We start from the raw sequence: 12,186 nt of genomic DNA, 5'->3' as shown, positions 1-12,186 counted from the left end.
AAAAAACTCTACGCGTGTCCCATTTCAGAAGCAAGATAAGTTGGATCGATACCCATGCGTGTTAAACTTTTATCATATTTGCAGCTTAAATCGCTTTCAAAAAGAAAACTAGGTGATGTAGAACTGATTAGCCACCCATTTGTAGAAATTTCTGCCTCAAGTTGCCCCGCTTTCCATCCAGCATAGCCTAATGCGACCAGTGCATGTTGCGGACCTTGTTCGCAACTGATCGCTTTTAATATATCAATTGTCGCAGTAAAACAGATCTTATCTGCAATAAAAACAGTTTCTTCACAAGCATAATCATCTGAATGAAGAACAAAACCACGCGAAGGATCAACAGGACCACCATAGCGAACTGGAAACTGTTTTATTGGTTCAGAAAGACTTTTTTTTTGGCCACTGTCTATGATTCCTAAGTGAAGCAAAAGCTCCGGAAAATCAATATGATGCAATTGATTGAGAATGATGCCCATCGCACCGGCATCAGAATGCGCACAAATATAAATAACAGAACGAATAAAGCGTTTGTCATTCATCCCAGGCATTGCTATGAGTAATTGTCCACCTAAAAAGCCATTACACCGCTTCATTAATCTGTTATTCTCCATAATTTACATGATAAAAGTTTGTTCATTTAGCACACTAGGAAAATAAAACTCCAATGAAAAAAAGTTATATATTTACAAATTTACAAAATATCGCAACTTTCTTTTATAAAAAGCTTTTAGTTACTTTAAGCTTAACATTCATAGTTTTAGAATTACTTAACATTCCTGTAAATGCTCAAACAGAACAAAAACTCCAGCTTTTCGCAACATCTTGGTATGAATCAGATGGTGGTCGTATCCGATTAGCGATCACTGAACCTTCTCTTTCTGGAATAAGAGAAGGCATTATTGAAATTGAGCTTAAACCAGAATGGAAAACTTACTGGCGTAATCCAGGTAATTCTGGCATGGCACCATTTTTTAATTTCAACCAACAGATTTCTTATGAAATCTTTTATCCTACTCCACAGCTTTTTGAAACAGAAAATGATTGGTCATTAGGTTATAAAGATAAAGTAATATTGCCCTTCAATCTTTCTAGTTCAAGCAAAAATTTAAGTGGTGCTTTCACTCTTGGATTATGTCACAAAATCTGTCTTCCATTTACTGTTAACTTTGATTTTTCGCCATCTGCTCTTAAAAATAAACAGCTTCCTGCTTCCTTCTTAAAAAAGGCGCAAGATTCTTTGCCACGCATGGCGCAGAATGCACTAAAAATAAGTGCCGAAAAAAATAACAGTACCCTTCTTATAAAAATACAAAATAATAACAAAACCACTCCTTCCTCTCTCTTTTTAGATGGAGGAGAAATGCAAATTGGAGCAGCAAGAAAAGTCAGTGATAACGCAGAATATACACTCTTTAATGCTCCACTCTATTTCGCACCAGAAGAAATAAACCAAAAAATTTTTTATACAGTTTCTTTTAAAGATCACGCCTTAAGTGGAACATTCATATTCCATACGCAGCCAACCCCTCTTGCGTCTCCGTGATAAAAGAAAAAGCTCTCAAACAGCAATTATGCTGGAAAACGTCCATTTTCACGATATTGAGTAATTGCTTTGCGAGCAAGGGCATCTGCGCGTTCATTTTCTGGATGTCCCGCATGCCCTTTTACCCAGTGCCATCTAACTGTATGACAAGAACTAGCATCCTCAAGAGCTTGCCATAGCTCCATATTTTTAACAGGATTTTTTGATGCGGTGCGCCAATTATTCTTTTTCCAATCTTCAATCCACTTAGATATACCGTTACGTACATAAACTGAGTCTGTATAAAGATCGACCAAACAGGGCTCTTTAAGCACCTTTAATGCACAAATTGCCGCCATGAGTTCCATTTGATTGTTTGTCGTATGGACCTTACCGCCATAAAGCTCCCGTTCATGACCATTCCAGCGTAAAATTGCCCCCCACCCTCCAATTCCAGGATTCCCTGAGCAAGCACCATCTGTATAAATTTCAACGACTTTTTGTTGAGTTGCCATAAAATTTAAAAACCTAATTCACTTAGCGAATTTACATTACTGAAAAAACAAAGCTTGTGCCAATACTCCCATGGATCTTTCTTAATAACAAAGCTATTAGGCGGTGTATTAAACCAATCATATAGACGTGTGAGTAAGAAACGTAGAGACGCACCACGAGCTAATAAAACCATCTTGTCCAATTCTAAAGGGATCAATGGTCTTATTTTTTGATAATTTTCCAATAACTTACGTGCTTTGGTAAGATTATAGGAATGATCAGGCTCAAAGCACCAAGCATTTAAACAGATCGCTAAATCATAAGCAAAAAAGTCATTACAAGCAAAATAGAAATCTATCATCCCAGAAAGACGATGATTCACAAAAAAAACGTTATCATTAAATAAATCTGCATGAATAATGCCTATTGGTAAATTGAACGGCCAATTTTCCTGTAAAAAAGCCAATTCCAACTCAATTTTTTGTCCAAATTCTTTTAACAATGCATCTTCTTTGGTTTGACAACGTTGCCACAATACCTGCCAATCCATAACAGAAAGAGTATTTTTACGACTGAGTGTAAAATCCTGTCCTGCTAAATGTAATTGTGCTAACCCCATCCCCACTTCGCCACAATGATCTATGTTGGGCTGGCGGATCCACTCTCCTTCCAGAAAAGTAATAATAGCAGCAGGACGTCCTGCTAATTCACAGATCATCATTCCATCATTTTGAATAACAGGTTTAGGACAAGGAATTCCACGTTGTCCTAAATGCTGCATCAAGCGACAAAAAAAAGGTAAATCATCTTTTGAAATACGCTTTTCATAAAGTGTTAAAATAAATCGCCCTTGTGTTGTCTCTAACATAAAATTGGAATTTTCAATCCCCTCTTCTATACCTTGATAAGACAAAAGTGATCCTATTGCATAACGTGTTAAAAACACTTTTAAATCATTTGGGTGAATATCTGTATAAACGGCCATTATTCTGCTTTCGTTGTAGACATGTCTGTATTCTGATTTTCATTTTTTGCATTATTTGCTTGACCATTGACGAAAGCCATATCTTGAGACGTTAAAATGACGTCACGTAATTCGCGACTCACTAAAAATTTTTCCGTTTCTACCGCTGTTTCAGCTAATTCTATTGTGACATCATAACGCTCACGAAACGCTGAAATAATTTCATCAATAATAATTTCAGGAGCCGAAGCCCCTGCTGAAAGACTGACAATAGAAAGAGATTTTAGGTTTTCAAAATTAATTTCATCAGCGCGCTGAACTAAAATAGCTTGTCGCGCACCAGACTTTTCGGCAACCTCTACTAAACGTCGTGAATTAGAAGAATTTGGTGCTCCAACAATCAAAAACAAATCACTCCCCTTTGCCGCTGCTTTAACCGCATCTTGTCGATTCGTTGTAGCATAGCAAATTGATTCAGCCGCTGGGGCTGCTAATGTAGGAAAACGTTGTTGTAATATATCGATAATTCCTGCAGTATCTTCAACAGAAAGCGTTGTTTGTGTAACAAATCCTAATTTATCTGGATCATTGGGTTGATAATGCAAAGCATCTTCTATCGTTTCAATAAGCGTCACAACCCCTTCTTCAAGCTGTCCCATTGTCCCTATCACTTCAGGATGACCAGCATGACCAATCAATATAACATGACGACCATGACGTTGATGTCGTATCGCTTGTTTATGAACTTTCGAGACCAACGGACATGTTGCGTCGAGATAAAACAAATTATAGCATCGTGCTTCTTCTGAAACAGATTTTGGTACACCATGAGCAGAAAAAACAACTGGTTGATTGCGATGTTCTTCTGGAATCTCATTAAGTTCTTCGACAAAAACAGCACCCCGTTGCTGTAATCCCTCAACCACGTAGCGGTTGTGTACAATTTCATGACGAACATATACTGGAACACCATATTTTTTTAATGCAAGCAGAACAATCTGGATAGCACGATCAACCCCTGCACAAAATCCACGTGGACTACAAAGACGTATCGTTAAAGGGGGAAGTCCAGACATAATCATCCTTAATCTCTATAGCTTTATCATATTCAAACAACCTATCATTATACATGAATAAGCAATGTAAAAAAACGCGCAATATCATCTTTTGTATAAGAACACACTCTATCGTATTTTCTTGAAGAAAAGCTCTTTTAAAATTTGCTCCTTCATTTTACGCGACTAAAGAGCGATAAAATACCAAACAAGAGATTCAATCAAAAGAATTCCAAAGATAGCTGCCAAATAAAGTAATGAAAAGAAAAACGTTTTTTTGGCCATCAAAATAGTTTCATTATGTGTATCAGCTTTCCACAAACGATAGGCAAAATAAATAAAGATAATGCTTAAAATTGTTGAAAAAATACCATAAAAAATTCCGCCAAGACCAGTAAAACACGGAGCAGCAGCGCATAATGCCATCAAAACAGTATAAAATAAAATCTGTTTTTTTGTTGAATGCTCACCTCGTACATTAGGCATCATAGGGATACCTGCAGCCTCATAATCAAGAGATGAAAATAAAGAAAGAGCCCAAAAGTGAGGAGGGGTCCACATAAAAATGATTAAAAATAATAAAAAGCTATCAATACTCACTGTCCCTGTTGTCACGGACCATCCAATCATTGGTGGAAAAGCCCCAGAAGCACCACCAATAACAATATTTTGTGGTGTGATACGCTTTAACCAAATTGTATAGATAACGACATAAAAGAAAATCGTAAACGCAAGAAAAAATGCCGCAAACCAATTAATGAAGCTCCCCATAACCAATACCGAGAGCATAGAAAGAACCATGCCAAAAATAAATGCCTTTTGGGAGCTGATTTTACCCATGGGAATAGGACGCTTTTTAGTTCGTTCCATCACAGCATCAATGTCAGCATCATACCACATATTCAATGCTCCCGCACCACCACCGCCAACAGCAATACATAAAATTGCTAAAAAACCATACAACGGATTGATAGGAACAGGCGATACAAGCAAACCAACCAGAGCCGTAAAAACCACAAGAGACATAACACGTGGCTTTAATAATGTGATGTAATCACCAATACCGGATTTTGGTGGCGTTGATTTACCATTCACAACAGATAACTCTTCTGAAACTGACATTCCACTCAAAGCCCTTTTCCATTTCTGTCATTCACAAACCCAATATTATCTGACAAATATTATCTAGCGTATGGAAATGACCAATTAAGACCAATCGTATTTTTGAGAAAATATGAAATATCTCTTTCGCACGTATCCCCTAAAAGTAAATGGAAATATTGGCAATAAAAATACATTTTTTCAATCAACGTTCTCTCCACATTACAAATGTATCATAAAAATATATCATATGAATTAATATATTTGGGTAAATACTGATTTTGTGTTATAGTTTTTTATGGGGAGTTCATTTTTTTATGTAAATCTATGCATGGTTGTGGGTGTTGAGTCGGATAGGATTTTCTGTGATACTTTATAAATTACTCAAAAAAACTTTTTTTATTGGTGCTGTTCTTTACACACTTTATAGTAGTTTTATCAGTCATGCATTTGCACAAACACCCTATGCACAAGATGTCCCTGCTCCACAAACCTATGGTGCATGGACAAAAGTGTGTTCTCTACCACCAGGTACACCTAACATGCAGTGTGAAGTTGTACAAAACGTTCACACACAAGGGCGTCAAGATATTACCTTGCGCGTTACATTTTATAAACTTCCTCAAAAGCAAGGTGCCTTGATGCGTGTTTTTGTTCCGATTCGCGTTGAATTACGTCCTGGCGTTGGAATTAAAATTGACGATAAAAATATGGGCAGAATGGAATATCGTCGTTGTCTTGGTGATAATTGTGTTGCTGAAGCCTTTCTTAAAGAAGACATATTGCAGCTCTTTTTAAAAGGAAAAATGGCAACCTATTTTATCTTTACAACTCCTGAACAAGGGATTGGAGGTTTTGTTGACCTTCATGGTCTTGGCGACGCCTATGCAACCTTACCGACATGAATGAAATCAATACATTTTAAACAATCAAAATCTCATCGTATATTTTGAAAGATTCTTAAAATTAGATTGATAAAAATCTTCTAAGCCCCCATAAAAATAGGATAATTCTTATGAAATCGCTGATTGATCATTTTGATATTGCTTCCTCTAAAGTGCAATCACTTATACAGGAAACACTTCATCATGCTGATGATGGTGAGCTTTACCTTGAGTATACAGAAAGCGAAGCTCTTTTATTTGATAATGGACAGCTTAAAAACGGCTCATTTCATCAAGATATGGGATTTGGACTACGCGTTGTTGCTGGAGAGGCTACTGGATATGCTCACTCTAGTGAGTTATCAGCTGCTGCACTCAAACGTGCCAGTGAAGCTGCTAAAGCTGTTACCTATAATAATCATGCAGGGACTTATAGCATAGCACCTCAACAAACAAACAAAAGACTTTATCAACCGCATAATCCCCTTGATTCTCCATCATTTGAAGAAAAAAGTGCTCTTTTGCAAAAAATTGATGCCTATTTACGTGCTAAAAATGATAAATTGCATCAGGTGACTGTTTCTCTTTCCGGCTCGCTACAACATGTTGAAATTTTACGTGCAGATGGTTATTTGGTTCGTGATATTCGTCCCCTTGTGCGACTTTCTATATCTGTGGTCGCAGCTGAAGGCAATCGACGTGAAAATGGTTTTTATGGATGTGGAGGGAGACAAGCATTTAACCAATTTATTCATGAAGACAATTGGAAAAAAGCTGCAGATGAAGCCTTACGTATGGCTTTAACAAATTTAGAAGCAGAAGCAGCGCCAGCAGGAACATTTGATGTTGTTTTAGCCAATGGATGGCCCGGTGTTATGCTTCATGAAGCCGTAGGTCATGGATTGGAAGGTGACTTTAACCGCAAAAAAACTTCTGCTTTTGCTGGACTTCTTGGCCAACAAGTTGCCGCAAAAGGTGTTACAGTTGTTGATGATGGTACAATTCCCGAATGCCGTGGTTCACTTACTGTTGATGATGAAGGAACCCCATCAGGATATAATGTTCTTATTGAAGATGGAAAACTCGTTGGCTTTATGCAAGACAGACTAAATGCTCGACTTATGGGGGTTAATCCAACTGGAAATGGACGGCGTGAATCCTATGCACATGCACCAATGCCGCGGATGACTAATACGATCATGCTAGGAGGCGATAAAACACCTGAAGAAATTCTATCATCATTCAAAAACGGTATCTACGCTGTTTCATTTGGCGGAGGACAAGTTGATATCACTTCTGGAAAGTTCGTCTTTGAATGTACTGAAGCTTACAGAGTAGAAAATGGTAAAATTGTAGCGCCTATTAAAGGTGCAACCCTTATCGGTAATGGACCAGATGCCATGAAACGTATTACAATGATTGGCAATGATAGCAAACTTGATAATGGTATTGGCATGTGCGGAAAAGCAGGGCAAAATGTCCCTGTTGGTGTTGGTCAACCTCATCTTCGAATCAATAATATGACAATCGGTGGAACTGCGCTTATAGAGGAATAAGCTTGCTCATTCCTTCCCAGTATTGCCTCCTTCTCGTCTATTACGACCATTTTGTGAGGGGGATGTTACAATGAATTGATTTATAAAGATAATCTAGCGTTATTCATATTTTATTAGAACCTTGAATACCGTAAGATTCTCTCATTTTAAATCTGTGTCTGTTGGATCAATCAAAATCATTCGTTTATACGTTACAGGCAGGGAGAGTTATATGGATAAAAACTGTACAAGAAAGAACTAAAGATTCCTCTTATGGGCCGTCTCAAGTACCAAGAGTTTTAAGAAACATTAGGGGATGGCAAATATAACGACGGCACAGGCTTATTCAGACACATCTTCTTCGTAATACATTAGTCTTTTGTGGTTTTTTTGTGTGGGGTAACTTGTCTTTTATATTTCATAATAAAAAAGCTTAAAAGAAAAAAAACACTTTCTACATTCAGTGCTCTTAACTCAACGAGAAAAAGATTATTATTATAGATAAATTTTGGAGAGATTTTATAATAATACACAGGTCAACTTTTAAAAAATCTTCATAGCATTAAAAAAAATTAGGCTAAAGTTTCCAACCTTTCTTTTTTTTCTTTTTGCTCAAAACAGCAACAATTTCGACATGTGGTGACCATAAAAATTGATCAATCGGTATGATTTTTTCTACTGTATACCCCCCTGCAACAAGAAGAGATAAATCACGAGCAAATGTAGTAGGATTACAAGAAATTGCCACAACACGTGATACTGTTGTCTTCGCTAATTCACGTACTTGTTGCTCTGCACCAGCACGGGGAGGATCAAAAACAACACTCTCAAAACATTCAAGTTCCTTTACAGAAAGGGGATGTCGGAAAAGATCACGTTTTTCACAAGTGAACGTTTTTAAACCAGTCGCAAAACGTGCTGCTGTATTTAGATTTCTTAATGCATCTTCATTATTTTCTACTGCATGAACATTCATCTTTTTTGCCATACGCAAGGTAAATGTTCCTACCCCTGAAAACAAATCAACAGCATTCTTTACTTTTTTAAAATGAGTCAAAATAATATTGCCCATTATATTTTCAGCTTCACAAGTTGCTTGCAGAAAACCACCAGAAGGAAATTCAACACGGACATCTCCAAAGTAAATCTCTGGTTTTTCTCGTTCAACCAAAACTTCACCGTCAACAGATAAACGTATAATCCCATATGAAAGAGCAGCACTGATCATTTTCTGACGAAGTGATTCATGGTGTATAATGCAACCGCTTAAAGCAACATCTAAACCATTTTCAACACATGTTATCGTAACATGAAACCGTTTGGCAGAGCTGCTTAGAAAAGCACAGAGCTCTCTAATATTATGCAACTGAGAAATAAGCTCTGGACGGCTTACTGGACATTCCTCAAGAGCTACAATCTCATGAGAGAGATAACGGTTAAAACCAACTTTTTGCCCCTGTGGGGTCATAGATGCTGTTAGAGTAATCCGCCGTCGGCTATAAGGTTTACATTCTATTAAAGGCGCAACAACATTATTAAGTCCATACTTTTTAAGCGCATCAACAACCAATTGTTGTTTCCATACGCGATAAGCATCCATATGCCAATGCTGAAGAGTACACCCTCCACATTCTCCAAAATGCTGACAAAGAGTATCAATGCGTTCTAATGATTTTTCTTTTAATGCTATATATGTTGCATATTTTCCATGAACCGTAATTTCAGCACACTCTCCTGGTAAAGTAAAAGGAACAGAAACGAAGCCGTGAGACGTCTTAGCAGTACCATAACCATTTGCTCCGATATGATCGATTATGACATTGTCATTCACTCTTGTTTTTCTCCGAATAGTAAATATTCCACGTTGCCATCACCACCTGTAATAGGGGAAGAAATTAAACTTTTTGCACTCCACCCTGTTTGTGTATTTAACCAAACAAAAAGCGCCTCAGCAATTTTTTTAGCACTTGATGGACTTAATATTCCTCCCTTACTAAAGTGTTTACGACCAACCTCAAACTGAGGCTTTACCAGTAAAACAGCTTGGGCTCCCTTCTTGGCTAAAGACAACACGGGAGGCAATGCAAGTTTGAGCGAAATAAAGCTAACATCTGAAACGATAAGATCAATTTCTCGCCCACCTAAATGTTCCTGTTTAAAATCTCTGACATTCAAGCCTTCTAATAACGTTATAGCACTGTTGCCCAATAAACGTTTATCAAATTGATGTTGCCCAACATCAACGGCAATGACATGATCTGCTCCACGCTCTAAGAGAACTTGCGTAAAACCACCTGTTGATGCACCAACATCAATGGCTGTCACTTTATCTGTTATAATTGGAAATGCATCAAGTGCAGCAATCAATTTTAACGCTGCCCGAGAAACATAATTCTGTGCTGGATCACAAACGGTAATCTCTGCATCATCAAAAACGATTTGCCCAGCTTTAAAAACGATTTCTCCGTTAACTTTAACAGTTTGGCGCATAATTGCATCACGTGCGCGTGAACGTGTCGTAAAAAAGTTTTTTTCAACTAAAAAAATATCGAGTCTTTTTCTGGAAGCCATCTCATACTCGAATTTTCTATTCTGTTCGAATCTCGCGTCCCAAAACAGCAAAAACCGTGCTTAAAATACCCATAGCGTCAAGTCCGACACGTGAAAGAACTTTTTCTGGTGAACCATGATTCAAATATTCATCAGGAAATTTTAGTGTACGAACTTTCAAACCATGCTCTAAGAGCCCTTCTTGCGCTAAAAATTGTAATATGTGCGCTCCAAATCCACCGATTGCCCCTTCTTCAATTGTCACCAATACCTCATGCTCACGTGCCAAACGACGCATCAAATCCTTATCTAAAGGTTTTGCAAACCGTGCATCTGCAACCGTTGTAGACAATCCTTCAGCCTCCAACGCATCAGCAGCTTGCAACACTTCTGACATCCGCGTTCCAAAACAAACCAAAGCGATTCTATTTCCTTCACGCAGAACGCGCCCTTTTCCAATTTCTAATAACTCACCACGTTGCGGTAAATCTATACCAATCCCCTCACCACGCGGATAACGAAAAGAAATTGGTCCCTGATCATAAGCTGCAGCTGTACGCACCATATGCATCAGTTCAAGCTCATCAGAAGGTGCCATAACAACAAAGTCAGGAAGAGTGGCCAAAAAAACAATATCAAAACTTCCAGCATGTGTTGCACCATCTGCCCCCACAAAACCTGCTCGGTCAATAGCAAAACGTACCGGTAATTTTTGAATTGATACATCATGAACAATTTGATCATAAGCACGCTGTAAAAAAGTAGAATAAATTGCAACAAAAGGCTTATACCCTTCACAAGCAAGTCCTGCCGCAAAAGTTACGGCATGTTGCTCAGCGATACCAACATCAAACATTTTTTCAGAAAATTTTTTCGCAAAAGAATCAAGACCTGTCCCTGTTGGCATCGCTGCTGTTATGCCAACAATCTTATCATCATGGCGAGCTTCTTCTATTAAAGCTTTAGAAAATACCTTGGTATAGGGTAGAATATTACTTGATGCTTTTACCTGTTTTCCTGTCGTGACATCAAAACGATTAACACCATGATATTTATCAGACGAGGCCTCTGCAGGTGGATATCCCTTTCCCTTATGGGTTACAACATGCACCAAAACAGGACCATTAGGATATTCACGAACATTTTTAAAAACAGGCAATAAATGCCCCAAATTGTGCCCATCTATGGGGCCAACATAATAAAAGCCAAGCTCATCAAATAAAGTTCCCCCAACCAAAAGGCCACGCGCAAATTCCTCTGAACGACGGGCTTTATCCAAAAAAAACTTTGGCAATTTTTCGCTCAACATCTTTACGCGTTCACGCAAATGACGATAAGAAGGACGAGACACTAATCGTGCAAGATGTGCACTCATAGCACCTGTAGGTGGTGCTATAGACATATCGTTATCATTAAGAACAACAATCAAGCGTGCATTCAAAGCACCAGCGTTGTTCATTGCTTCATAAGCCATGCCCGCAGACATTGCACCATCACCAATGACAGTTATGATATTGCGTCTTGTCTCTGCTTTCAAAGCACTTGCCACCGCCATACCAAGCCCCGCTGAAATAGAAGTAGACGAATGCCCCGCTCCAAATGGATCATACACACTTTCTGAACGTTTTGTAAAACCCGATAATCCGCCCTCTTGACGTAATGTGCGAATTTTTTCTCTACGCCCCGTTAAAATCTTGTGTGGATAGGTTTGATGACCAACATCCCAAATAATCCTATCCTCTGGTGTATTAAAAATATAATGTAATGCAACAGTGAGCTCAACAACACCAAGTCCCGCGCCAAGATGACCACCTGTTACAGAAACCGCATCAATTGTTGCGGTCCGCAACTCATCAGCCAACTGTACCAAATCAGACTCAGGCAATGCCCGCAAATCTTGCGGAAAACAAACACGGTCAAGCAATGGTGTTAAGACCTGAGACAAAAAAAATCCTTTCTATTATCTTAACTCAAGAAAACACAATGATAAAAATATATCTTCTCTACTCTTTTATTTACAGTTTTGCATCTTTTTTACTGAAAAATGCTCTTTTCTATTTGAGATGAGCTATAATTTCCT

At 38.1% G+C, this 12,186-nt stretch carries 11 protein-coding genes; 3 read left to right on the top strand and 8 right to left on the bottom strand.

Going from position 1 to position 12,186, the window contains the following annotated elements; all coding sequences use genetic code 11:
• Positions 1-8: 8 nt before the first annotated feature.
• A complete protein-coding gene (locus tag ACFIJW_RS09440) occupies positions 9-593 on the bottom strand; it encodes a YqgE/AlgH family protein (protein ID WP_375613019.1) in 585 nt (194 codons plus the stop codon).
• Positions 594-664: 71 nt separating this feature from the next.
• On the opposite strand from ACFIJW_RS09440, the gene ACFIJW_RS09435 reads away from it, so the two are divergent.
• Positions 665-1,543, top strand: a complete 879-nt coding sequence (locus ACFIJW_RS09435) for a protein-disulfide reductase DsbD domain-containing protein (RefSeq protein ID WP_375634235.1) — start codon at positions 665-667, stop codon at positions 1,541-1,543.
• Positions 1,544-1,569: 26 nt separating this feature from the next.
• On the opposite strand, the gene rnhA is transcribed toward ACFIJW_RS09435, so the two are convergent.
• From rnhA to cyoE, 4 genes are all read right to left on the bottom strand, one after another.
• Positions 1,570-2,037: a ribonuclease HI gene (rnhA, locus tag ACFIJW_RS09430; RefSeq protein ID WP_375634233.1), complete on the bottom strand. Its 468-nt coding sequence runs from the start codon at positions 2,035-2,037 to the stop codon at positions 1,570-1,572.
• A gap of 5 nt (positions 2,038-2,042) precedes the next feature.
• The gene (locus tag ACFIJW_RS09425; protein WP_375634231.1) at positions 2,043-3,002 is read right to left on the bottom strand and encodes a homoserine kinase; all 960 of its coding nucleotides are present in this window, start codon (positions 3,000-3,002) and stop codon (positions 2,043-2,045) included.
• The gene (gene ispH / locus ACFIJW_RS09420; protein WP_375634229.1) at positions 3,002-4,057 is read right to left on the bottom strand and encodes a 4-hydroxy-3-methylbut-2-enyl diphosphate reductase; all 1,056 of its coding nucleotides are present in this window, start codon (positions 4,055-4,057) and stop codon (positions 3,002-3,004) included. Before ispH ends, ACFIJW_RS09425 begins: the two co-directional genes overlap by 1 nt.
• 165 nt (positions 4,058-4,222) lie before the next feature.
• Complete coding sequence (cyoE, locus tag ACFIJW_RS09415) at positions 4,223-5,158, bottom strand: heme o synthase (protein WP_375634227.1); 936 nt, start codon at positions 5,156-5,158, stop codon at positions 4,223-4,225.
• 344 nt (positions 5,159-5,502) lie between these two features.
• Here cyoE and ACFIJW_RS09410 point away from each other — a divergent pair, with 344 nt between their 5' ends.
• Both ACFIJW_RS09410 and tldD read left to right on the top strand, forming a co-directional pair.
• Entirely contained in the window at positions 5,503-6,042 is a 540-nt protein-coding gene (locus tag ACFIJW_RS09410; protein WP_375611128.1) for an invasion associated locus B family protein, read from the top strand.
• A 110-nt stretch (positions 6,043-6,152) separates the two neighbouring features.
• Positions 6,153-7,577, top strand: a complete 1,425-nt coding sequence (tldD, locus tag ACFIJW_RS09405; protein ID WP_375634225.1) for a metalloprotease TldD — start codon at positions 6,153-6,155, stop codon at positions 7,575-7,577.
• A gap of 556 nt (positions 7,578-8,133) precedes the next feature.
• On the opposite strand, the gene ACFIJW_RS09400 is transcribed toward tldD, so the two are convergent.
• The 3 genes from ACFIJW_RS09400 to dxs are packed head-to-tail and all read right to left on the bottom strand — an operon-like array spanning position 8,134 to position 12,051.
• Positions 8,134-9,387, bottom strand: a complete 1,254-nt coding sequence (locus ACFIJW_RS09400) for a class I SAM-dependent RNA methyltransferase (protein WP_375634223.1) — start codon at positions 9,385-9,387, stop codon at positions 8,134-8,136.
• Positions 9,384-10,127: a TlyA family RNA methyltransferase gene (locus tag ACFIJW_RS09395; protein ID WP_375634221.1), complete on the bottom strand. Its 744-nt coding sequence runs from the start codon at positions 10,125-10,127 to the stop codon at positions 9,384-9,386. The genes ACFIJW_RS09400 and ACFIJW_RS09395 overlap by 4 nt, the downstream gene beginning before the upstream one ends.
• A 16-nt stretch (positions 10,128-10,143) precedes the next feature.
• Positions 10,144-12,051, bottom strand: coding sequence for a 1-deoxy-D-xylulose-5-phosphate synthase (dxs, locus tag ACFIJW_RS09390; RefSeq protein ID WP_375634219.1), 1,908 nt, complete (start codon positions 12,049-12,051; stop codon positions 10,144-10,146).
• Between the last annotated feature and the right edge of the window lie 135 nt (positions 12,052-12,186).

The organism is Bartonella sp. MM97QHHN (assembly GCF_042194285.1).
Classification (GTDB): Bacteria; Pseudomonadota; Alphaproteobacteria; order Rhizobiales; family Rhizobiaceae; genus Bartonella.
This window is presented reverse-complemented; position numbering and strand designations above follow the sequence as displayed.